We start from the raw sequence: 24025 nt of genomic DNA on the forward strand, positions 1-24025 counted from the left end.
ATTACTGCTGAAACAACACGAGCAACAACTGCAGAAGCTGCGTTGCAAGCAGATGTTGATCAAAACGAAGCAGATGCAGATAGCGCAATCGCAGCGGTACAAGCCGATGTTGACCAAAACGAAACTGATGCAGATACTGCAATAGCAGCGGTACAAGCAGATGTTGATCAAAACGAAGCAGATGCAGATAGCGCAATCGCAGCGGTACAAGCCGATGTTGACCAAAACGAAACTGATGCAGATACTGCAATAGCAGCGGTACAAGCAGATGTTGATCAAAACGAAGCAGATGCAGATAGCGCAATCGCAGCGGTACAAACCGATGTAGACCAAAATGAAGCTGACGCAGATACTGCAATTGCAGCAAACGCGGCGGCAATTACTGCTGAAACAACACGAGCAACAGCTGCAGAAGCTGCGTTGCAAGCAGATGTTGACCAAAACGAAGCAGATGCAGATAGCGCAATCGCAGCGGTACAAGCCGATGTTGACCAAAATGAAGCTGACGCAGATACTGCAATCGCAGCGGTACAAGCTGATGTTGACCAAAATGAAGCTGATGCAGATACTGCAATCGCAGCAAACGCGGCGGCGATTACTTCCAACAACAGCAAAAAACTTGCTGCATTGGCAAGCTTTACTATGGATGACAATGGCGATATTACAGACACCAGCATTAACAACACTGTAAACCTAGCTTCAGGTGGAAGCCAAGGTAGCTTATCTGCAAGTGTTGCCGACATCACAACAAATGCTAGTGCGATTAGTGATAATGCTGCGGCCGCCAGTGGGGCGCAAGCAACTGCCGACCTAGCTAATGCGAAAGCAGATGCAATTGCAGACTTTAGAGTAGGCCAAGGTGATACCACGACTGCCGCAACTAAGGTATCAGAAGTAGCAAGTAGTAATGTCGTGCTTAAAGCGGTAGATGCAGGTAGTGCAACTGTTGGCGATGAGACTCTGGATGAACTAGGCCAAGATGTGAAAGATCTACAAGACGATACTTCGACTGGTAACGGCTTCTTAGATTTCTTCCGCAAATTATTTGGAGACTCAAACTCAGACCAATAACATTGAGTTAGACTCAACTACGTAGGGCAGTTAAGCTGCCCTAACCCTGCACTGATATTAGTTAATAAATATAAGAGAAAACACAATGGAACTTGGCATATATCAAAAAATCGAAATTTTAAACAAAGATCAGCATTTCAATTTAAAAGTAAATCCATTAGAAGGTTATCACTTTAGCGAGCAGTTACGAGAATGCGTAGTTACGGCAGACGAGTTTTTCGAATGTGCCAAATCTTTACCTATTTTATTTACTCAAAATGAACAGAAACGATTTGTCGCATTTGCTTTGCTAGGGATAAAACCGCAACAGAACGTGTTGTTAGATGAAAATGGTCAATGGCGAGCTGGAGAATATGTACCGGCATTCATTCGACGCTATCCATTTGTATTTGTTCAAGAACAACAGCAATTAATGTTGGCATTGGATGCAAGCTCACCTAGCTTGAGTCAAACACAAGGACAAGCTTTATTTACTGACCAAGGTGAAGCGACTGAGTTTACCTTGAATGTTATGAAATTTATGAAGCAATACGAGTCAGCTTGCCGGAAAACAGAAAAAATTATTAGCCAATTTGATGAGCTTAGATTGTTAGAAGACGCACAAGCGCAAATGAACTCGGGCGGTAAGAATTATAAAATTAAGGGCTTTAAACGCATAAACGAAGATAAACTCTCAGAGCTGGCTGACGAGCAGAAATTGCAGTTGGTCAACACAGGTGCATACAAATTGATTATCGCCCACCTAATGAGTTTAGGTAACTTTAAAAAGCTATCTGTATTAGCTAATTGAGATGGAGTAAAACGATGCAACAAGGCTCAAAGGTTTATAAACCTCTAAAATATAGTGCTTTTGCTTTGGCGACTCTAATACTAGCCGCTTGCTCTAGCTCTGAATCAGCAAAAGATCAGGTGAAAAATCAATATACGTATGTTGCGGAAGACGCACTAATTATTGGCTTGTCAGTGGTTGATGGTGATGGTAACACAGCAACCGAAATTGCACCGGGTGAATATCAATTTGCCGAAGGGGTGACACCAGTGCCGCCAGTTGAATTTGCCAGCCGAAATACCGACGAGCAAGCTTTTTTGACTTTCCAAGATATTGATGAAAGTGGCGACTTGTCTGAGGCTGATATCGCTTATAACGTTGGGTTTGAAATGCAATTTGTGCCAGAAGCAGATCCAGCAACTGGGCAAGTAGCACTGTTTGCCAATCCAATTGCTGCATTAATTCCAGCGACAGGAATACCTGCCAGTGGTATAGGTGGTTTGACGCAGGAGATTGTACAAGAGGCTCTGACCAAAGGGGTTAAAGCAGCTTCAACAGCCCCTACCACGATAAATGGTGAGGTAACGACAATCAAAGATGTCATAGCCAAAACCTCGGCTAAATTAACCGCGGTACAAGAGGCTATTGTCGCAAAAGAAGGTAACAAGGTCTCAGCTGGAAATAAGAACTCGTTAAATTTATTGAAAGAGGCAGCCAGTTCTACTAATGGTAGCTTAGTCTCTGATACTGGCCTAAGTGACTTTTTAAACAGCGCGATAAACACGCTCGGTTTAAGCACAGGTGACCAAGAACTTGTCAAAGAGGCTGCAAAACAAATAGCTTTGACAATTTCCGCTTCTAAAGTCGGCAGTGGTACTCAAAAGGTATTATATGAATCTATTATCAAAGTTGTACAAACAAAGGTAAAACCGACTAGTTCAACACAGCAGATTACCACATCGATAACAACTGATGCGGTTAAATCAAGTGCAGAGGGGTTAAATACATCGATTGAGCTGGCTGAACAAGTTAAACAAACTGGCGGCAAAGCTGCGTTTATCAACTCGTTACTGTTAGCGCCTGTACCAGGTAATGAGGGGGAGTTATTGGATAATTCGGTCGCGGGCTTTGAAATGACTTTCAATTCAGCTAGCAACCAAATTACGTTAGCAGCAACAGGCGCATCGTTTGATGGATTGGTGTTGTCATATACACCTGATTCTGGCGTTTATGCAGGCATTGCGGGTAACCAAGCTGTGTTTGTTAGTTTAAGTGCGAATGCTGAGTTTTTATCAGGTTTTGACTTAGCGAATGTGCGGTTAATGGCAAGTTGTACCTTTGATTTTGAATTGGGTATGTGTGGTAGCGACAATCAAGACATGGGGATATACCCGCTTGCGACTAAAGCCGAGCTATGTGCCGCTATGGATAGCACCACTCCGAGTGAGTCGTTTCTACAAAGCTTAAATGCGAATTATGGCGAAAATTGCCCAGCGCAATAATCAATCAGTCTAAAGTTTTAGGCACAGCAAAGCAGCAACTCTGTGCCTAAAATATTGCTTTCATCATCATGTAAATAATTATTAAATAAATAAAACTTCAAATTTCATAACGTACGATTGAGCAATCGTTGAATTAATGTTTTACTTTCTGTTGCGCTAACCAATAAAAAAATAATCAGGGAGTTATATGAATACACGCCAGCCTGCATTTAACTTGACGGCAGTTGCGTCAGCTATGTTATTGTCGAGCAGCTTAGTATCATCGCCTGTAGCCGCCAATACCATTCAAAAATTACAGCAAGACCAACAAGAAAACTCGCAACAAACCCAAGATAACTTGGATAAGCCGACAGATATTCAAGATTTACAAATAGATCAAAATATTCAGCGCCAAGGTCAATCTCAGTTGGCTAAAACAGTAAAATTTCAGCTCAATAGTATAAGTGTAAAGGGCAATACGCTGTTGAAAAATCAGCAAATAATTCCCATCGCCAAACCTTATATTGGCAAAATGGTTACTTCGGCAGATTTACAAACTATCGCGCAGCAGATTACACAAATTTTTCATCAGCTAGGTTACACAACCTCTCGTTGTGTAGTACCAGCGCAGCAAATTAATAATGGAGTGGTGGTTCTACAAATAGAAGAAAACCGCCTCAACCAAATTCAAATCATTGGTGAAAATAGCTTTGAGTACGACAAAAAGTTATTTTTGCGCCATCTAAACGATCTAACTGGCAAAGTAATTCATGCGCCTACGCTTAAAAAGCGATTGTCACGACTGACTTTCTTGCCTTCAGCGCGAATTACGCCAGAGCTAAACAGTGTCGGTTTTGGTAAAACTGATCTCGTACTCAAGATAGATGATATCAAAGCGACTAAAGCTTTGTCGTTATACACAAACGCATCTCGATTAACTGGAGACAAACGGTTGAGTTTGAGCGGCTTGTTTGTAAATCCAACTGGCAGCGGCGATTATTTACAGCTAGGTGCCACAATCGACCCTGCAGAAACTGCAAATTTTTCATCACTAACAGCTAAATATGTTATGCCTTATGGTCAAGAAGGAGGGCGCCTTAGTGCTCAACTAGCTGATATTCGTTATCGAGTTTCTGACGATGTAGTCAACTCGTCGGTATTTGAAATAGGTGGGCAAAGCCGCTTGTTTAAATTATCGGTTGAAAATCCGTTGGCGCTTGGACAAAACAGCCAATACTCGGTTGGGGTGGAACATAAAACTACCGCAAACGAACAAATTCAACATGTAAACTTTAGTGAATTTGTGCCCATGGTTAGTTTAGATGAATGCCCGACGGGTCAAATTGTTACCCAAGACTCGGTTGATTATTGCCAATTCGATGACGCAGATTTACTTGCAGGCTTTAAATGGCTCGACACAGAAGAAACTTTAGTGATGTTGTCGGCCAGTTTATCAAGTTCATTTCGTTATCAACTATTAGGCAATGCAGCTTTTACCAAAGTAGATGTCAAAGTTGCTAAGGCGTTAGAAGGTGCGTTTGGCGGCTTAACGCAAGCGCAAGTTGAAGATAAATTTAAGAATAAAAATGCTCAAACCAATGGTGATGAAATTCGCACGTTAACCGGCCCCGTTGGTAATGACAGCCTGATGCAAGCTGATTTCTGGAAAGCTTATTTAGATTTAACCCATTATAGCCGTATCAATGCTAAACAAAATATTATTCTGGGTGGACATTTTGAATTTACGCCTGAAAAAGCGATTCCAGGCTCGTACAAGTATGGCGGTGCCGACTCGGGTGTCTGGGGGGGAGATATAGATATTGCTTGGCAATACGTATGGACCGACAGACTACAAACCAAACTGGGGTGGCATAGTGAATTTGCGATGAATTATGTCTCGGAGCAAGATTATCCAGATGCCGACGGCGACGGAAAAGTTAAACACTTAACCTGTGGCATTAAAGAAGTTGAAGTTAATGCTTATTTTAGTTGTTGGGTGCATTACCCTTACTTGCAAGCGAGTTATGATTACAACCAGCACAGTTTTTCGGCTATGGTTAGAACTCAGCCGAAAAAGTTTGAATCGCGAGAAAAAGCGCTGACTTTAGGTTATGTCTATCGATTCTAATTTGTCACAAGCCAAAGTTTTTGTGGTGGGTTTACCACGTACAGCAACAACGAGTCTGTGCGTGGCTATGTTAGAATTGGGGTTTAAAACCGCACATACAGCTTTCACCCAAGATGCATTCACTCAGGCACAAGTTATTGCCGATGCGCCTATCTTTGCCGACTTTGTAAAATTATCTCAAGTCTATCCAGAGGCTAAATTTATTTATTTGCAACGAGAGCTTAGCGCTTGGCTACCCTCTATTCAGCAGCTATTGCGGCGGATGCATAAAAATATTGTTCGTCCAGATGGCGGTTTTAACCCTCATTTGAAACGAGTTTATCAGCAGGTTTTTCAGCCATTTAACATAAAAAATATTGATGATGTAATGTTTTTGGCCCAGTGTTACCAACAACACCAGTTGAACGTAGAGGCATGGTTTAGTAATCAGCCAAGCCGATTATTGAAATTGGATGTTGCCAACCCAGGCAGCTTTGACGCCTTAGTTGAATTTTTACAGCAGCACCAATTATTGCCAATGAATCAATTAATTAGCAACAAAGCTTTTAAACCGATAAATATCGCAGGTAAGGTGACTGCTTGGCAACAAATAAGCCATCCCAACAAAGTTGAGTCGACAAGGTTCGGTAAGGTCGATAAACTTGCGTTCTTAACTGATGACCTTAGGTAGTGGCATGGCCGTACGTAAAATTTCATATACTTTTAAAAAACAACCAAAACAAATTAGTTTTGCCTACGACAAATTTAATGATATGCACGAAGCTGTAGCTGCGGCAGAGAATATTGATTTAACTGCTTTTTTACGAATGGAGCAGCAGGTTGCTGCGACCAGTAAAACCTCAGCTGCGGTTAAAAACTATCGCGAAGAATACTTTAAAAAATTGGGTTTTGAGCAGATCCAAATGCTTAAAATTGAAGACGAATAATATGTTTGAATTAAAATACCACACCCCTTTTGAATGGACTGAAGCAGTCTTGGCTGACTTCGACACTTTTTTGCAAGACCATGCTGCAGCTGAAAAAAAAGCCTCGGGTATGGCAGTGTCTATGTTGTCTCACTATCCTGACCGCGAAAAGCTAGTGCGGGCTATGGCTGATTTAGCAATAGAAGAAATGATCCACTTTAAGGAAGTGGTGAAGATTTTGTATAAACGTGGCGCTATTTTGGGCAATGATCAAAAAGACCCGTACATCCATGAAATTCGCGCTTTGTTTCGTAAAGGTACCGATGAGTTTTTTATCGACCGCTTATTGGTTGGAGCTGTAATTGAAGCGCGTGGTTATGAGCGTTTTTCTCTGGTTGCTCAAGCTTTACCTGATGGTTCGCCTGAGCAAGAGTTTTATCAACAAATTGCTGATTCGGAAAAAACACATAAGAACTTATTTGTCGAATTAGCGTATGAGTATTTTGATAAAGCAACGGTTGATACAAGGTTGGAAGAAATTCTCATAGCTGAAGCTGAGATTTGTGCTCGCCAGCCATTTAGAGCTGCTCTTCATTAATCTTCTAACTCATCTTCTTCTTCAAACTCGATACCCATTTCGGCCATAATTCGGCGGGCTTCTGCGGGTATTCTATGCGATGAGTCTTTGGCTAAATCTTCATCGGTTGGCAATGGCTGGCCAGTAAACGCATGTAAAAAGGCTTCACACAATAATTCACTGTTGGTTGCATGTTTTAGGTTATTGATTTGCCGGCGGGTACGCTCGTCGGTCAAAACTTTTAAAACATTGGTTGGAATAGACACAGTGATCTTTTTAACCTTTTCACTCTTTTTGCCGTGCTCGACATATGGGTGAACATAGTTTCCATCCCAAATTGTAGTACCGCTACGTTTTGTCATTGTTGTTCGTACCTTAATAAAGCGAATGCCGAGTATAGCTTAGATAAAATGAGCATTGGGCAACTCAGCTATAGAGTATATAATGTAAAAATTTCCGCAATAATGGTCAAATAAGATAAATTGCTTGACCCATATAGTGCATAACGATACATTTTAGCCGTATAGACGTCTAAAATAAACCCAAAGCAGCAGAATTTATGAGCAAAAAAAATTTAGCAACCATCGCCGTGCGTGGTGGTATTGAATCGGATGGCCAATATAACGCCGTTGTTCCACCTATTTATTTATCAAGCACCTATGCATTTGAAGGCTTTGATCAAAAAGGCCCGTACGATTATAGCCGTTGTGGTAACCCATCGCGCGACATTTTAGCTAATACTTTAGCTGAATTAGAGCACGGTGCACATGGTGTTGTTACTGCAACTGGTACAGCTGCTATTCACTTAGTTTGCCAATTATTGCGTCCAGACGATTTATTAGTTGTACCACACGATTGTTACGGTGGTAGTTATCGATTATTTGTTAACTTAGCGCAACGTGGTGCGTTTAAACTGCAAGTTATTAATCAAACCAATCAACAAGAGTTAGACGCAGCATTTGCGGCCAAACCAAAAGTTATTTGGGTAGAAACGCCAAGTAACCCGCTTTTACGAATTACTGACTTAGCTGATATTTGTAATCGTGCGAAACAAACTGAAACTTTGGTAGCAGTAGACAATACTTTCTTGTCACCAGTATTCCAACAACCACTTACTTTAGGTGCAGATATTGTTGTACATTCAACCACTAAATACATCAATGGTCATAGTGACGTTGTTGGTGGTGTTGTCGTAACCAAAACTAAAGAGTTAGGTGAAGAACTAGCTTGGTGGGCAAACTGTATCGGTATTACAGGTTCTGCGTTTGACAGTTACATGACTTTACGTGGTGTACGTACTTTGGTTCCACGTATGAAGCAACATCAAGAAAACTCATTGGCATTAGTTGATGTATTAAAAGACCATCCAGCGGTAGATAAGGTATATCACCCTAGTTTACCAAGCCACCCTGGTCATGAAATTGCCAAAAAGCAACAACACGGTTTTGGTGCTATGTTGTCGTTTGAATTAAAAGGCACGACAGACGAAGTTACGCGCTTTATCGACAAATTAGAACACTTCAGCTTAGCTGAGTCATTAGGTGGTACTGAAAGTTTAGTTTGTCACCCATCTACCATGACACACGCTGCCATGGATGAAGCTGCACAATTAAAAGCTGGCATTACTCAAACATTAGTGCGTTTTTCTGTTGGTATTGAAGACAGCAGCGAACTAGTTGCTGATGTAAAACAAGCGTTAGATGCGCTGTAATTCACTTCTTTGACTACTTTATTAGCCCGCTGAGATATAGCGGGCTATTTTGTTTTTAGAAACGCGTGAGTTTGTTGTACAAAGATTTGGCTAGATAAATTGGCCATTGCTCAATATCTCTGTTGGAATTTACCTGAACACTTTTCGCCGTTAACTTGTAACCCTTTTTTAATTCAGACTTTTTCATCAAAGCAACTAGACTTTTTGCTTTGGTGTTGTTGCCACTTTTAACCTCTACAGGGATTGGAATTCCATCTTTTCCTTGAATAATATATTCAACTTCTAAATCACCTTTTTTGTATGAATAAATACTAGAAGCATGCGGCGAAGTATGAGAGCTCAACATTTCATTTAAAACAAACACCTCGGCAAGGAATCCATTGAAGGCAAAATCTTTGTTCCTGATTTGGGTAAATTGTATATCTAACATAGCATTTAGTAATCCTATATCCGTTAGACATAATTTAAATAACGATTCTTTGACCATAGCTTTTAACGGAAATTTTTGATTCACCGTATCAATCTGATGGATGCGTCTGACCAATTTTAGTCGTTCAAGAAATGAGACGGGTGAACTTACCTCGTTATAAGTCGTTTTTCTATTGTTCATTGCATCTCGAAATTTGAAACGAGGCATTGGTTTTTCTTCGTGGGTGAGAGACAGCTGTACAGGTATGCTTTTGTAGATCCTTTCTGTGATCATTGGCGATACTTTGTCATCTTCAGCAAATTTGCCAAAATCCATTATGTAATCATCTATAATGTTATTTTGCTTTTCCCGAACGTCGTTTAATCTTGTAATAATATTTGTGTTTGGCGCATTCCAAGCGTGAATAGCTGCGGGCATACCACCTACATACAGATATTCTCTGAATGCTGTCATCAACTTATCATGTGCAAGTTCAGATATTGCATTTGGCTCTTTATGCAGATAATTGGCCAGTAACTCGTTATCCGTTGCCCATAAGAATTCTTCAAAGGTAAATTGATGAATGGTCATTCTAACGGTTTTGCCAACAGGAAATCTTCCAAATAGATCAATGTTTGAGCCAGTCGCTATTAGGTGAATGTCAGGAGCATCTTGGCTGAAAAATTTCAACGACTCGAGTGCATTCCGACACAAGCCAACTTCTTCAAAAAACAATAGATCTGTTTCGCGGTTAAATATCTGATTGGTCGCTAACTGAACTTCTTCTAAAATATTATCAACGGATAGCGAGCCGTTAAAAATTGAATGTAAACTTGGATCTTTCATGAAATCCAATTTTAGAATGTTATTAAAATACTTTGGGGCAATGACTTGTTCAACTAAATAGCTTTTTCCGACTTGGCGAGCGCCGTCAATCAGTAGGGGATGTCTTTCTTTTGTATCTATCCAAGATTGAATTTTTTCTTCGTAAATTCGTTTAAACTTAACCATTGTTGTCAGTCTTGAGCAATTGTTTTTAGTAGGCTATCAGTGATTGCGACTTTTTCAAGGGAAAATTTCCCCATGTTTGAGACTTATTTTGATTTTTAGGGCATGGTTGGCGTGACTTTTTGTCACCAATGCTCCATGTCGTTTTGAAATGCAAATTGTTAGATGCTTCAAAACTCTATAGGTGTACAATTTTCTATGGTCTTTCAAAGTATGCAAAACCAGCAAAACTAAGTTATCCTTTAGCTAGTTTTCTCAACAATACCGACAATTTTATATTTTTGGGTATTTATGAATAATAAGTGAATATATATTCAAGTCTTGCTTGTTATTCGGTTTTTGTTTGGTTAATATATAAACACTTTATGACGCGCACAGAGTTAACGAGAAATCGTTCGCTCTGTGCGCTTTATTTTTTGTGGTTGATTGCTACAATACGCCTTTGGTTTTGCGCTGGGAGTGGGGAATATGATTCGAGTATCTATCGTTGGAGCAAGTGGTTATGCTGGTGCTGAGTTAGCAGGCTTAATCCATAAACATCCTGAATTTGAAATTGCAGGTTTATACGTATCTGAAAATAGTGCAGATGCTTACAAAGCATTTTCGGCACTACATGGTAAATATGCATATCAAATCGACCGTACATTAATTCCAATTAGCGAAAGTCAAATCGCTAAATTAGTACCAGAATGTGACGCAATTTTCTTATGTACACCACACGAAGCCAGTGTTGAAATGGCGGCACGTATTGTTGAAGCCGGTGGTGTAGTTTTTGACTTATCTGGTGCTTACCGCTTATCAGATTTATCCGTAATCAAAGAATATTATGGCTTCTCGCATAAATATCCTGAATTATTAACGCAAGCTGTATATGGTTTAGCAGAGTGGAATGCGGCTGAAATTCGTCAAGCTAACTTAGTTGCTGTACCTGGTTGTTACCCAACGGCTTCTTTGTCTGCGTTAAAGCCATTGCAAGAAGCAAAATTAATCGATAGTTCGGTTATTCCAAATATTAATGCCGTTAGTGGCGCATCAGGTGCAGGTCGTTCTGCTAAGCTTTCAACAAGCTTTTGTGAAGTGAGCTTTAACCCTTATGGGGTATTGTCGCATCGCCATACACCAGAAATTGCTGAGCACCTATCCAACCCAGTTATTTTTACCCCACATTTGGGTAACTTTAAGCGTGGTATATTGGCAACCATCACTTTGAAATTAAACGACGGTACTAACATTCAACAAATTAACCAAGCGTATAACGATGCCTACGAAGGTAAAAAATTAGTGCGTTTACGTCAGTCGTGGCCTGCAATTCAAAATGTTGAAGGTACCCCTTTTGTTGATTTGCACTGGGCGTTAGACGAAAAAACGGGTTATTTAATTGTCGTCAGTGCCATTGATAACGTATTAAAAGGTGCGTCTTCACAAGCTGTTCAATGTGCTAACTTGCGTTTCGGTTTCGACTCTGGCCGAGGTTTAGTATAAATGGCAAAAACCTTAGTTATTAAAGTAGGCGGTGCGTTATTAGAAGACGCAGAGTGCTTAAACGCATTTTTTGTTGAGCTAAAACGCATTCGTGATACCCAACCAGTAGTTGTTGTTCATGGTGGCGGGGCTTTAGTACAAAAGCTATTAACTGATTTAGGCCTAAAAAGCGAAAAGAAAAACGGTTTACGCATTACCCCAGCTGAGCATATCCCTTATGTAGTGGGTGGTTTGGCTGGTAGCGCGAATAAACAAATGGTCGCTATGGCTAAATCGGTTGGTGATAATGCTGTTGGCATTTCGTTAGCCGACGGTGGCGAAATCAACTGTTTTGTACCAGATGCCGATTTAGGCTGTGTTGGTCAAGTTGATGGTGGCCATGCAGGTTTAATCGAAACTTTGGTTAAAACAGGTTATTTGCCTTTGGTCAGTTCAATTGGTTGTGATGAAAACGGCCAGTTATTAAACGTAAATGCCGACCAAGCGGCAGAAGCAATCGCAAAAATGTTACGTGGCCAATTATTATTGTTGTCGGATGTAGACGGCATTTTAGATGGCGACAAAAAAGTAATTCCTCAAATGACCAAAGAATTAGCCGCGCAATTAATTGCTGACGGCGTAATTACTGATGGCATGATAGTTAAAGTGAATACCGCAATAGATACAGCAACCGAGTTGGCTGCACCTATCGGTATTTTAAACTGGCGCAATCCGGCATTAATTGGCCAATGGTTACAAGATCAGTCTTGTGGCACAACGGTTCAGCCTGAATAACAGCAGCCAGATAAATTTAGAAGCGGAGCAGGATCTTGCAAAACTTTCTTAGCGTAAAAGACTATAGCAAAGAGCAGTTGCTCGATATTATTAAGCTAGCAGTCGATTTTAAACAAAACCCAGCTAAATATAGCCAAGCTTTAGCGGGTAAGAGCATTGCAACTATTTACGAAAAGCCTTCATTGCGTACGCGCGTCAGCTTTGATGTTGGTATTGCTAAAATGGGCGGTCATGCGGTTTATTTAGATCAACAAAATGGTCAGTTAGGCAAGCGTGAATCAGTAAAAGATTTTGCTTTAAATCTATCATGCTGGGTAGATGCAATTGTCGCTCGTGTATTTGACCACAACACTCTAGTTGAAATGGCAGAGCACGCAAGTGTGCCAGTTGTAAACTCATTATGTAATTTGTATCACCCATGCCAAGCAATGGCTGATTATCAAACTCTATATGAAGTAAGAGGCGGCTCGCTAGAAGGCGCTTCAATTGCGTATATTGGTGATGGGAACAATGTAGCACATTCGCTTATGTTAGCGGGTGCTATATTAGGTGTTGATGTACGAGTAATCACCCCATTAGGGTACTCAGCGGATGCTAATATTATTCAGTTGGCTCAACACTTGGCAGCGCAAAATGGCGGCAAAATTAGCATTAGCCATGATGTCGACTTAGCCAACGGCGTAGAAGCCATCTACAATGATACATGGATTTCTATGGGCGACTCTAAGTCGCTTGAAGATATACAAAAAATCTTTGCACCTTACCAAACTAATGCCGAACTAATGGCAAAAACAGGTGCAAAATACTTTATGCACTGCCAACCCGTTTATCGAGGTATCGAAGCAACTGATGACGTGGTTGACGGTGAAGGTTCGTTGTTAATTCAGCAAGCAGAAAACCGCATGCATGCGCAAAACGCGGTTTTAATGACGCTATTGTCCAAGTAGGAGCAAATTTAAATGTCAGATATTAAAAAGGTTGTATTGGCCTACAGCGGTGGCCTAGACACTTCGGCTATCATTCCTTGGTTAAAAGAAACGTACAACGGTTGTGAAGTTGTTGCTTTCTGCGCTGATGTTGGACAAGGCGAAGAAGAATTAGAAGGTATTCAAGAAAAAGCAATTGCTTCAGGTGCTTCTGAGTGCCATGTAGTTGACTTGAAAGAAGAGTTTGTAAAAGACTACATTTACCCAATTGTTAAAACCGGTGCGGTATACGAAGGTGAATACTTATTAGGTACGTCTATGGCGCGCCCTGTAATTGCTAAAGCGCACGTTGAAGTTGCGTTAAAAGTAGGTGCAGACGCTGTATGTCATGGTTGTACTGGTAAAGGTAATGACCAAGTACGCTTTGAGTCTTGTTTTGCTGCATTAGCACCACACTTAAAAGTAATCGCGCCATGGCGTGAGTGGTCAATGCGTTCACGTGAAGACCTATTAAACTACTTAGCAGAGCGCAACATTCCGTGTTCAGCTTCATTAACTAAAATCTACAGCCGCGACGCAAACGCATGGCACATTTCACACGAAGGTGGTGAAATTGAAGATCCATGGAACGAGCCGTCAAAAGGCATTTGGACTATGACAGTTGATCCTATGGATGCACCTGACGAGTCTGAAACTATTCAGCTTTCTTTCGATAAAGGTGAGTTAGTTGCAGTAGATGGTAAAGAATTATCACCTTACAATGCTTTAATGTACTTAAACGAAAAAGCAGCAGCACACGGTGTTGGCCGTATCGACATAGTTGAAAACCGTTTAGTGGGTATGAAGTCTCGTGGTTGTTACGAAACACCAGGCGGTACTGTATTAATGAAAGCGTACAAAGCGCTTGAGTGCATGATTTTAGATAAAAACGCGCTTAAATTCCGTGAGCAAGTTGGTTTAGAGTTCTCTCACGTAATTTATGATGGCCGTTGGTTTACTCAATTGTCTAAATCATTATTAGCTGCAGGTGCTTCTTTTGCTGAAGACATCACAGGTGATATTGTTATCCGTTTATACAAAGGTCACGCAACAGTGATTCAACGTCGTACACCAAACAGCTTGTACAATGAAGAATTCTCAACTTTTGGTGAAGACGAAGTTTACAACCAAAAAGATGCAGAAGGTTTCATCCGATTATTCAGCTTATCTAGCCGTATTAAAGCGTTAAACGAACTAGAGAAAAAGGCAGGTAAATAATGGGACTTTGGGGCGGCCGTTTTACCGGTCAAACAAGTGATTTATTTAAAGAGTTTAACGACTCTTTGCCAGTAGATTACCGTATGGCTGAACAAGACATTATTGGTTCGGTCGCTTGGTCACGTGCGTTAGCTTCGGTTAACGTACTGACTGCTGATGAACAGCAAAAGTTAGAAGCTGCACTCAATGCGTTATTAGCCGAAGTGCAAGCTGATCCAAAAGTTATTTTGCAGTCTGACGCGGAAGATATTCACAGCTGGGTTGAAGGCAAACTAATTGATGCAGTGGGCGATTTAGGTAAAAAATTGCACACAGGTCGTAGCCGTAATGACCAAGTAGCAACCGACCTAAAACTTTGGTGTCGCAAACAAGGTGAAGAGTTATCTGAATTATTAGCTGCGTTAATTGACGCGTTAGTCACTTTAGCTGAGCGTGAGCAAGACACTGTATTACCGGGTTATACCCATTTACAGCGTGCACAGCCAGTAACTTTTGCACACTGGTGTTTAGCTTATGTAGAAATGTTCGAGCGCGACAAGCAGCGTTTAGCTAATGCATTAGAGCTAATGAATGCATCACCATTAGGTTGTGGCGCATTAGCAGGTACAGCATACGCAATTGACCGTGAAGCTTTAGCACAAGACTTAGGTTTTGCTCGTGCGACACGCAACAGCTTAGATTCAGTATCAGATCGTGACCACGTATTAGAGTTATTATCAGTTGCGTCTATTTCATCTGTGCATTTATCGCGTATGGCAGAAGACATTATCTTCTACAATACAGGTGAAGCTGGTTTCTTAGAAATGGGCGACGAAGTAACCTCTGGTTCATCGTTAATGCCACAAAAGAAAAACCCAGATGCGATGGAGCTTATCCGTGGTAAAGCGGGTCGTGTGGTTGGTTCATTAACCGGCATGATGGTGACTATGAAAGCTTTACCTTTGGCATACAACAAAGATATGCAAGAGGATAAAGAAGGTTTATTCGATACAGTCGACACTTGGAGCATTTGTTTAAAAATGGCCATTTTGTGTATCGAAAGCATTAAAGTAAACAAAGAGCGTACTTACCAAGCTGCGCAACAAGGTTACTCAAATGCAACCGAATTGGCTGATTATTTAGTTGCTAAAGGCATTCCATTCCGCGAAGCGCACCACATAGTGGGCCGTGCTGTGGTTGGTGCAATTGCTGCGAACAAACCACTAGAAGATATGCCAATTGCGGAGTTAAAAACTTTCAGTGACCAAATTGAAGACGATGTATACCAACATCTAACGATTGAAGCTTGTTTAGAAAAACGTGTTGCTAAAGGCGGTACGTCGAAAGAACAAGTTAAAGCTGCATTGGCTGCGTACAAAAAGTAAGTTTTAAAAACGCTTTTCTAGATTTTTCTCTAAAAAGCTGCCTGAGATGGCAGCTTTTTTGTTTTTATCCCTAGAGCTAAATCAATATAAATAGCGATACTCGCAATTTATATTGATTTAGCTCTAAAATAATTTATTAAATTTGAATAATGTCCAAAATTGACAATCGGCGAACCCTAATTCACTAGGAATTGTGTGAGTGTTACAGGGACGCATGGATATAGCTAGGCATGCTTTGTTGTATAGCTATGTGTTTAAATTAGTTCTTAATAGACTCAAGAATGCTTTGAGTTTTTTAATCAATGAGCTTCGAAAAATTTATCAATGCAAATACTCAATTTGTTACCTATATCTTCAGAGATTTCAGTAAAAGAGGTATCTAACATAGATAAATATTTCTCTGCTTGTTCAGGGGTTAATTTACGCCCTTCAAGTTGCAGTTCTACTTCATCAAGCGACTTGTCATATCTTGGCACAAGCTGCCAATTTAGTGCTTGCTCTCTAATTCTGCTAAACACTGGGTTGGCAAAAGTGCAAAAGTCTTCAACATAATCTTTGCCAGTGGGGCCTAAACATCCAGGTTCAACACGCACCAATATAGTTAGTTTTTTAGTCACTTTTTTGCCTAAAATATGTACATATCTTACAAGTGTATATCTGTATTTAATTTTTACCAAATTTACTACTTTTTTGCGCAATAATGAAATTGCGTACAATGATAAGTGCAAGTACAATGACTTGTACGTTTTAATTAGGAGACGACTATGGATGCAATGAGTTATTCTGCATTTCGCAATCAATTAGCAGGCACTTTAGACAAAGTGAATGACGACCATAAACCAGTTTTGATCACCCGTCAGAATGGTAAGCCAGCAGTGGTCATGAGTTTAGAAGATTTTCATGCTTATGAAGAAACCGCTTATTTGATGGCGAGCCCAAAAAATGCCGAACGATTAAATAAAGCCATTGCAGAAGTTGAAGCTGGCATGGTTGTGAATCAAGGATTGATTGAGGAATGATAATCTCGTGGGCTGAGACTGCGTGGCAAGATTACCTATACTGGCAGGGTGTAGATAAAAAAACACTAAAACGGATTAACACATTAATAAAGGATATATGTCGTCAGCCATATGTCGGTATTGGCGATCCTGAACCTTTAAAACATAATTGGTCAGGCTACTGGTCAAGGCGAATAGACAAAGAGCATAGGTTAGTTTACAAAGTAACAGACTCTGCGCTAATTATTGTACAATGCCGTTACCACTATTAAATTTCTGTTAAGTTGTAATTATGAGTTGTCCACCTTGCCCACATTGCCAATCTGAATTTGTTTATCAAGACCAGTCTTTATTTATCTGCCCTGAATGCGCACATGAATGGAATGCTCAGGATTTAGCGGATGAAAATGAACTCAATGTGTGTGATGTAAATGGCACACAGTTAGCCGAAGGCGACAAAGTTACCTTTGTGAAAGATTTAAAAATTAAAGGTAGTTCGCAAGTACTGAAAATTGGCACTAAAGCGGTTATTCGCCGTATTCACGATAAAGCGGATCACCAGTTAGATTGCAAAGTAACAGGTGCATCGGATATGTTTATCACAGCTAAATTCGTCAAAAAAGCTTAAGTGAGTACAGCTATTTGCGCTGGGTGTATTTTGTTGATTCTTGCAAACCTGCTTTGAACATTTGTTGCACTTGTTGCGAAGGTGATAGTTTCAATTGATTGTGCATATTGTTGGTAGCTGCAGTCAAATTTTGTCGCGCTTGCTGCCAAGTTCCTGTTTGATTTAAATGCGGCGATTGTTCACCCTCGACAAATGTATAAGGCCAAGCATGTTCAGTCCAATACCCATGGCTGATATCAAACTGGACAAATCGTAATGCGCCTTTAAAGTGTGCTAGCAATGGATGTTTAGTTATTATTTTTGCCTGGCCTGTCAGTTGCAGCATATGGCCATTGTTATGCTCTATGAATGTCAGTCCGGCCAAACCGTTTTGCTGAATATTGCCAAGCGTATTAAAAAATTGATTGCCAGAATAGTCTGGAAACAATATGCGATTGCCTTCAACTTTAACAAATCCTGCTAAGCCACCTCTATGTGAAATATCCGCTCCCTGATAAAAACTCGCAATATAAAATGTGTCCGCTTGCTCTATCAATCCTGTTTGCTGAGCGTTTAACTGCTCTATGCGTGTGCTTTGTGTAAACCCCACAGAACGATTAATGCGAGCATTCATTTGGCGAGCTTGAATGTATTTAGGACAATTGCCGAACGATTGTTTTACTTTGAGTTCTATGGCTGTATTTGTCCAGTGAGATATCGATACTGACAAACGGTTGCGCCGCCTTGTCCAAGGTTCGATGCCCAACAAAGCAATATCACTGAAAGCATTCGATGGTTGGAATTTGTTATCTTGCAACTGTGAGTCAAATGTTATGGCTAATTCTTTATCATTTTTGATGGTAACCAATTGATCTTGTGTATTAAATAGTGCGGTTGCCCAAGGTTGCTTGTGTTTATCCACAAATCCTAGCCAAATAAAGGGTAATTGTTGATAAAAGCTTTGGTGCTGTTCTGGCATAAAGTTACGTATATATTGGTTACCAATCTTTTCCATTTTTCGACTGATACCAAGTTGTTGGTGCAGCTTTTGCTCGCCCGCATGAAAAGCACTGTTTTGCTCATTCATAACAATTACCCTTTGATAAGCGTTAAAGTTTTGTTTGCAGTGCGACATAGGTTTTTGGCATAGCGACAAACCCAGGTAATTGTTCAAAACGATTCAACCAAGCTTGCACATTTGGGTACAGGTTTAGGTCTATACCGCCTTCTGGCGCGTGTGCAATATATGAATAATTGGCAACATCAGCTATGGTCGCATGCTTAGCAGCTAACCAATCTCGCTTGGCTAGGTGGGCGTTTAAAGCCGTTAAAATTTGCTCACTTACCTGATGTGCTTGCACTAAGTCTAGCTCGTGATTGAACACATGTTTTATGCGTGCACGCGCAGGACCAAACGCAACTGGGCCAGCAGCAGTTGATAAAAATCGTTGAATTTCAGCCTGTTGCTGTGGGCTTTCAGGATACCACTGGCGGCTAGGGTCGTAAGTGGTTGCTAAATACAGCAAGATAGCGTTTGAATCTGCAATAAACTGCCCGTTATCCTCTAGCACTGGTACTTGACCAAAACTATTTTTGGCTAAAAAGTCAGCTTGTTTGTGTTCACCGCTGGCTAAATCAACCTGAATAATTTTTGCTTTTAAGCCTAATAAAGATAAAAACACACTCGCGCGGTGTGAATGTCCTGATAGCTCAAATCCGTATAATTTTAGATTGTTCATTTTGTTCACCTGTTTAGTGTTGGTTTGATTAATTGCTTGGATGTATTGTTATCCAATTCAATTTATTGATAAACGTGTGTATTATTGATTTATTGTCAATAAATCGTGAACAATGATCTGAGGGATATGTGGATAGATTAGACGGAATGCAGGCCGTAGTCGCTGTGGTTGAAACTGGCTCTTTTACTGCCGCAAGTGAGCGTTTGGGCTTTTCCAAAGCTCTAGTGAGTAAATATGTCGGTGAAATTGAAGCTCAATTAAAGGTAAGGTTGTTTAACCGTACTACCCGGCGAATATCACTTACGTCAGCTGGGCAGCAATATTATGCCCATGCAATACAAATGCTTGGCATGTATCAACAAATGTTGGATGACGTTCGCATTGGGCAATCTAACCCATCGGGTAAACTCAGAATCAGCGCACCTCATACATTTGCCGATGTAAAACTTTCACCCGTTCTGGGCGAATTTTTAGCACGCTACCCAGATCTTTCAGTTGATCTTATCGCATCCAATAGAGCGGTTGATATGGTTGAAGAGGGCATTGATGCGCGCATTCGGGTTGGTTCGGTGCAAGATTCTAGTTTAATTGCGAAACGCATTAACACCTGTCATTTAGTTGTCTGTGCTTCCCCTTGGTATTTAAACCAGTTTGGTGAGCCTGCAGCACCAGAAAAACTTGTTGAGCATGCGTGTTTAGTCGATAAAAATTTATCCATTGCTAATCAGTGGCCTTTTACTGATAGCGCGGGGCAAAAAACCATTGTTCAAGTGAATGCTCGGTTTTCTTCCAATAGCCCAAAAGCTTTGGCAGAAATGGCTGCAGCCGGCAACGGCATTGCTTTGGTTACACAAAACGTGACTGATGAATATATCATAGCCGGCAAGCTTGTGAGGTTATTCAGCAACTATGTCATCGATGAGTTTAACTTGTATGTGCTATACCCGCATCGAAAATATGTGCCTTTAAAATTGCGCTGTTTTTTAGATTTTATGCAGGAAAAATTTGGTGTTGATAACTAAACTGAACAAGATTTGTCCACGAATGAGCAACAGGTGCTAGCTCACGCTGAATTTGTCCTAGTGCTCAACGAGTTTGTTAGATTTATTTGTTTAATAAATGTTGTAAATTAGACTATATTACTTGTATTTTGTTGACATTAAGATGAAATTTATTAAAACAAAAACTATATTTTTTATACTCACCGTAGGTTTGTTAACTGCTTGTAGCCAAGACAGCAAAAAAACACCAGCCGAAAAAACCATAACAAATCAGCTAGACACAATTTTAATTTACTCAAAAACGACAGGGTGGCGGCACGACTCAATTGAAACTGGCGTTGCCACTGTGAGTAAACTTGCAAAAGACAAAGGTTTAAAAGTTATTGCTACCGAAGATGCCAGTGTTTTTAACGATGAGCAATTAGCCAAAATGGCGGCAGTTGTATTTGTCAATACCACTGGAGATGTGTTGGATGATGACGGCCAATTAGCGTTCGAAAGATACATACAAGCAGGTGGCGGTTTTGTAGGTATTCATTCAGCAACCGATACTGAACACAAAGGTGATTGGTATTGGTACCGTCGCATGATAGGTGGGGTATTTTTGTCACACCCAGATGACCCATCGAACGTACAACAAGCACGTATTAAGGTTGTCAACGATGCACACCCAGCAACACAAAATTTACCAGCAGAGTTTTTAATCGCTGATGAATGGTACGACTTCAAAGACCTATCTGACAGGCGTAAAGATTTGTTGGTACTGGATGAAAGCAGCTATCAACAGGGCAAACAAGGGTTTTACCATCCATTAGCTTGGTATCATGAATTTGACGGTGGTCGCGTCTTTTATACCGGTATTGGCCATACTAAAGCTGTTTATCAACACCCGCTTTATTTAGAACACCTGTCTGGCGGCTTAGATTATGCACTAGCCCAACGTAAACCATTAGATTACTCCAAAGCTAAGCCGGACATGCGCAGGTTTGAACAAAAAGTTGTAACCGATAATTTAGTTGAGCCGGTTAGTTTTTCCTTGTCACCTGATTTAACGACAGCTTTGATCACACAGCGTCGTGGCAAGCTGTTATGGGTGGATATCGAGTCTGGTGAAAGACATATCATGGTTGAGTTAGACTTATTTGCCAAAGAGCATAAACGCAGCGAGTTTGGTTTTTTGTCGGCCATATTCGACCCTAAATTTGAGCAAAATCAACTGGTTTATTTAATGTATGATTTGGTTGATGCATCAAAACAGCACGATTTAATTCAACGCATTTCCCAAGTTAAAGTAGTGGATAAAAAGCTCGATATGGCGAGCGAACAAGTACTGTTAGATATTCCAATGGATGATACCTGCTGCCATACAGGTGGTAATTTAGAGTTTGATCGCCACGGCAACTTATTTATCACCATAGGTGACAATACCAACCCGTTTGAATCAAATGGCACAGGGCCTATCAGTAATGTTGCAGACAGAGCACATCATGATGCGCTGCGAACTTCAGCTAATACTCAAGACTTACGCGGTAAAATTTTACGTATTACCCCTAATAAACAAGGTGGTTATACTATTCCGCAAGGTAATTTATTTGCCGATAGCAGCAAAGGCCGAGCTGAAATATACGTAATGGGCACACGTAACCCATATACAATGGCAGTCGACCCACAATCAGATACGATTTATTTTGCGGATATAGGGCCTGATGCGCGTAAAGACAGTGATGAGTTTGGTCCACGTGGTTATTGTGAAATTAATAAAGTGACCGAGCCGGGTAACTTTGGTTGGCCAACTATGATAGCAAATAATCTACCGTATCGAATGTACGATTATGCGCAAAAGAAAACGGGCAAATTATTTAACCCATTGGCACCGCAGAACTTCTCTCCGCGTAACACTGGTCTAACCGAGTTGCCGCAAGCACAACCCGCTGTTTTATATTACCCGTATGCGCCATCAGCGGAATTTCCTGAATTGGGCCAAGGCGGACGTAACTCTCTAGTCGCTGGTATTTACCCTTCTGGTGACGGTTATGCCTACCCAAAATACTTTGAGAGAAAACTCTTTATTGGCGACTTTATGCGCCATTGGTTAAAAGTTGTAACTTTGGATAAATTTGACCGAGTGGTAAAAATTGACAATTTTGCTGAGCATGTCGAATTTGCTGGACTATTGGATATGCAAATAGATGCAAAAGGCCGTTTATGGGTTCTTGAATATGGTGTGAAATGGTGGCCAGAAGAATCGCCTGAAGCTAAATTAAGTTTCTTTGATTTTAACCATGCGCCAATTGAACAAATTATCGCTAAATTGAGTGTAGGCAAAGAGCAAGAAGTTGAACCGCAGTCTGATAAGGTGGTTGATCATCAAACTCAAGTAGCAATCAGTGAAGGTAAAGACGCCGCGAAAGAAAACCGATGTATTGGCTGTCATCAAGAAAAACAAACTTCAGTTGGCCCAAGTTTTATGCAGGTCGCGAATAAATACAGTCAAGTGGAAGAAGGTAAAAATAAGATAGCTGAGGTTATTGCTAAAGGTAGCTCAGGGCAGTGGGGCGAGCATCAAATGCCACCACATGACTTTTTACCACAAGATACACGTGAGCTGATTGCCGAATATATTTTGTCATTGGCAGAATAGCTCGGAGTTACTGAAATCTTATTGGGTAAAAAATCTGCAAAAAAGCTTTGTAATTATAGCTAATAAGCGTATAAGGCAGTTAAATTTTGACTGCCGAGGTTACCCTAATGAACCTACATTTTGCTGATTTTATTGACCTACTAAAAATATTGGTGCGCGAGCCTTGTGTGGTCGGCTCTGAGCACGCTTTTTACCGCGTTTTGCAACGTGAATTAGAAAGCCGAGGTGCTAAGGTAACTTGGTACGAAGGTTTGTTAGTTGCACAAGGCAATCAGCCACAATCAGGCTATTTTTCTGCGCATATAGATCGCCATGGTTTGGTGTGTACAGGCCCGAATGAATTTCAATTTGCAGCATTTGTCGCCGGTAGTCGTTCAGATTTATTGGGTAACTCTGTATCTGAAGCTTTAGTGAAAAAAGTCGCTGGGCGTTTTACCCAAACGCCAGTGTACGCTTACGAGCCTTGGTCAGGCGCTTACCGTGGTGCAGGTGTGATTAAAGGCAGTTATACCTGCGAGCACAGAAACAATCTAATTTTTGAAGTTGAAGGTTTAGAGCACTTAGTTGCTGGTACACCAGTGGCCTTTTCTGACAAATTAGCCATCAATGAAAACTATTTATCTGCACAGCTAGATAATGTGATATCTGCGGCTGTATTGGTGCATTTATTTAGTTTGGGTTTTCAGGGTACGGTATTTTTTACCGCGCAAGAAGAGGCGGGCAAAAGCTGGCGTTATTTACTTGAATGGTTTAGACGATTCGGCGCACAGAACAATCAATTATATGTGGTAGATACCTCACCATTTCCAGACCGAAAAACCGCGGATGACCAACAACTAGTATTACGCAATAAAGACGCCAATGCTGAATTTGCCAAAGGCGCTACTGAACGTGTTGCAACTATTTGTAGTGAGTTAGGTATTAGCGTTATTTTTAAAGATGAATACGTGCGCTTGAAAAACGAAGAAGCCGCTCAAGCTGGTGGTGAACAGCAGTCTTATGGTAGTACCGAGCTTGGACGTATTATAAGCGCATCGAACGGCAAAGTGACAGGCACGACGATTCAAATCCCAACCACGGGTTATCACACAATGGAAGAAACAGCGTCTATCAGTTCAGTGAAAGATTTTATTCGAGTATTGATGGCTTTGTGTCGTAGTGAGCATGCTTAGCCAAG

General features: G+C 40.8%; 24 protein-coding genes. 19 read left to right on the plus strand and 5 right to left on the minus strand.

Going from position 1 to position 24025, the window contains the following annotated elements:
• From DS2_RS20525 to DS2_RS02475, 7 genes are all read left to right on the plus strand, one after another.
• Window positions 1–1071: hypothetical protein (locus DS2_RS20525; protein WP_035013056.1), on the plus strand; the 1071-nt coding region annotated here is incomplete at its 5' end.
• Window positions 1072–1156: 85 nt separating this feature from the next.
• Complete coding sequence (locus DS2_RS02450; RefSeq protein WP_035013057.1) at window positions 1157–1861, plus strand: SapC family protein; 705 nt, start codon at window positions 1157–1159, stop codon at window positions 1859–1861.
• A 14-nt stretch (window positions 1862–1875) separates the two neighbouring features.
• On the plus strand, window positions 1876–3342 hold the full coding sequence (locus DS2_RS02455; RefSeq protein WP_035013058.1) for a hypothetical protein: 1467 nt from the start codon (window positions 1876–1878) through the stop codon (window positions 3340–3342).
• Between the two features lie 187 nt (window positions 3343–3529).
• The gene (locus DS2_RS02460) at window positions 3530–5449 is read left to right on the plus strand and encodes a POTRA domain-containing protein (protein ID WP_035013059.1); all 1920 of its coding nucleotides are present in this window, start codon (window positions 3530–3532) and stop codon (window positions 5447–5449) included.
• Complete coding sequence (locus DS2_RS02465) at window positions 5433–6119, plus strand: sulfotransferase (protein WP_035013060.1); 687 nt, start codon at window positions 5433–5435, stop codon at window positions 6117–6119. The genes DS2_RS02460 and DS2_RS02465 overlap by 17 nt, the downstream gene beginning before the upstream one ends.
• Window positions 6120–6123: 4 nt before the next feature.
• Window positions 6124–6375 carry a DUF2960 family protein gene (locus DS2_RS02470; protein WP_035013164.1) on the plus strand — a complete coding sequence of 84 codons (252 nt, stop codon included), beginning with the start codon at window positions 6124–6126 and terminating at the stop codon, window positions 6373–6375.
• A gap of 1 nt (window position 6376) precedes the next feature.
• Window positions 6377–6952 (plus strand): tRNA-(ms[2]io[6]A)-hydroxylase, encoded by a 576-nt coding sequence (locus DS2_RS02475; RefSeq protein WP_035013061.1) that lies wholly within the window; start codon window positions 6377–6379, stop codon window positions 6950–6952.
• Here the strand turns inward: DS2_RS02475 and metJ are convergent.
• Complete coding sequence (metJ, locus tag DS2_RS02480) at window positions 6949–7293, minus strand: met regulon transcriptional regulator MetJ (protein ID WP_035013062.1); 345 nt, start codon at window positions 7291–7293, stop codon at window positions 6949–6951. The two genes, DS2_RS02475 and metJ, sit on opposite strands and share 4 nt — an antisense overlap.
• Window positions 7294–7490: 197 nt before the next feature.
• Here metJ and metB point away from each other — a divergent pair, with 197 nt between their 5' ends.
• Window positions 7491–8642 (plus strand): cystathionine gamma-synthase, encoded by a 1152-nt coding sequence (metB, locus tag DS2_RS02485; protein WP_035013064.1) that lies wholly within the window; start codon window positions 7491–7493, stop codon window positions 8640–8642.
• Window positions 8643–8697: 55 nt separating this feature from the next.
• On the opposite strand, the gene DS2_RS02490 is transcribed toward metB, so the two are convergent.
• Window positions 8698–10062, minus strand: a complete 1365-nt coding sequence (locus DS2_RS02490; RefSeq protein ID WP_035013065.1) for an ATP-binding protein — start codon at window positions 10060–10062, stop codon at window positions 8698–8700.
• Between the two features lie 465 nt (window positions 10063–10527).
• On the opposite strand from DS2_RS02490, the gene argC reads away from it, so the two are divergent.
• The 5 genes from argC to argH are packed head-to-tail and all read left to right on the plus strand — an operon-like array spanning window position 10528 to window position 15862.
• On the plus strand, window positions 10528–11541 hold the full coding sequence (argC, locus tag DS2_RS02495) for an N-acetyl-gamma-glutamyl-phosphate reductase (RefSeq protein ID WP_035013066.1): 1014 nt from the start codon (window positions 10528–10530) through the stop codon (window positions 11539–11541).
• Entirely contained in the window at window positions 11542–12315 is a 774-nt protein-coding gene (gene argB / locus DS2_RS02500; protein WP_035013067.1) for an acetylglutamate kinase, read from the plus strand.
• 35 nt (window positions 12316–12350) lie between these two features.
• A complete protein-coding gene (locus tag DS2_RS02505; RefSeq protein WP_035013068.1) occupies window positions 12351–13262 on the plus strand; it encodes an ornithine carbamoyltransferase in 912 nt (303 codons plus the stop codon).
• A 12-nt stretch (window positions 13263–13274) separates the two neighbouring features.
• Window positions 13275–14498 carry an argininosuccinate synthase gene (locus DS2_RS02510; RefSeq protein WP_035013069.1) on the plus strand — a complete coding sequence of 408 codons (1224 nt, stop codon included), beginning with the start codon at window positions 13275–13277 and terminating at the stop codon, window positions 14496–14498.
• On the plus strand, window positions 14498–15862 hold the full coding sequence (gene argH / locus DS2_RS02515) for an argininosuccinate lyase (protein WP_035013070.1): 1365 nt from the start codon (window positions 14498–14500) through the stop codon (window positions 15860–15862). The genes DS2_RS02510 and argH overlap by 1 nt, the downstream gene beginning before the upstream one ends.
• 299 nt (window positions 15863–16161) lie before the next feature.
• Here the strand turns inward: argH and DS2_RS02520 are convergent, their stop codons facing one another.
• Window positions 16162–16479: a hypothetical protein gene (locus DS2_RS02520; RefSeq protein ID WP_035013165.1), complete on the minus strand. Its 318-nt coding sequence runs from the start codon at window positions 16477–16479 to the stop codon at window positions 16162–16164.
• A gap of 147 nt (window positions 16480–16626) precedes the next feature.
• Between DS2_RS02520 and DS2_RS02525 the strand changes: the two genes are divergently transcribed.
• Genes DS2_RS02525 through DS2_RS02535 form a run of 3 tightly spaced genes read left to right on the plus strand, consistent with a single transcriptional unit; the run spans window position 16627 to window position 17488 of the window.
• Window positions 16627–16881, plus strand: a complete 255-nt coding sequence (locus tag DS2_RS02525) for a type II toxin-antitoxin system Phd/YefM family antitoxin (RefSeq protein WP_035013071.1) — start codon at window positions 16627–16629, stop codon at window positions 16879–16881.
• Window positions 16878–17132 (plus strand): Txe/YoeB family addiction module toxin, encoded by a 255-nt coding sequence (locus tag DS2_RS02530; RefSeq protein ID WP_035013072.1) that lies wholly within the window; start codon window positions 16878–16880, stop codon window positions 17130–17132. The genes DS2_RS02525 and DS2_RS02530 overlap by 4 nt, the downstream gene beginning before the upstream one ends.
• Window positions 17133–17152: 20 nt before the next feature.
• Window positions 17153–17488, plus strand: a complete 336-nt coding sequence (locus tag DS2_RS02535; RefSeq protein ID WP_035013073.1) for a zinc ribbon domain-containing protein YjdM — start codon at window positions 17153–17155, stop codon at window positions 17486–17488.
• Window positions 17489–17498: 10 nt separating this feature from the next.
• On the opposite strand, the gene DS2_RS02540 is transcribed toward DS2_RS02535, so the two are convergent.
• Both DS2_RS02540 and DS2_RS02545 read right to left on the minus strand, forming a co-directional pair.
• Window positions 17499–18554 (minus strand): pyridoxamine 5'-phosphate oxidase family protein, encoded by a 1056-nt coding sequence (locus DS2_RS02540; protein WP_160168533.1) that lies wholly within the window; start codon window positions 18552–18554, stop codon window positions 17499–17501.
• Window positions 18555–18576: 22 nt separating this feature from the next.
• Window positions 18577–19206, minus strand: coding sequence for a glutathione S-transferase family protein (locus DS2_RS02545; RefSeq protein ID WP_035013075.1), 630 nt, complete (start codon window positions 19204–19206; stop codon window positions 18577–18579).
• A 128-nt stretch (window positions 19207–19334) separates the two neighbouring features.
• Between DS2_RS02545 and DS2_RS02550 the strand changes: the two genes are divergently transcribed.
• From DS2_RS02550 to DS2_RS02560, 3 genes are all read left to right on the plus strand, one after another.
• Window positions 19335–20228 (plus strand): LysR family transcriptional regulator, encoded by an 894-nt coding sequence (locus DS2_RS02550; protein ID WP_035013076.1) that lies wholly within the window; start codon window positions 19335–19337, stop codon window positions 20226–20228.
• 142 nt (window positions 20229–20370) lie between these two features.
• A complete protein-coding gene (locus tag DS2_RS02555) occupies window positions 20371–22848 on the plus strand; it encodes a ThuA domain-containing protein (protein WP_035013077.1) in 2478 nt (825 codons plus the stop codon).
• A 107-nt stretch (window positions 22849–22955) separates the two neighbouring features.
• Entirely contained in the window at window positions 22956–24020 is a 1065-nt protein-coding gene (locus DS2_RS02560; RefSeq protein WP_035013078.1) for a peptidase M42, read from the plus strand.
• Window positions 24021–24025: the final 5 nt, after the last annotated feature.

The sequence above is a fragment of the Catenovulum agarivorans DS-2 genome (assembly GCF_000568405.1).
Classification (GTDB): domain Bacteria; phylum Pseudomonadota; class Gammaproteobacteria; order Enterobacterales; family Alteromonadaceae; genus Catenovulum; species Catenovulum agarivorans_A.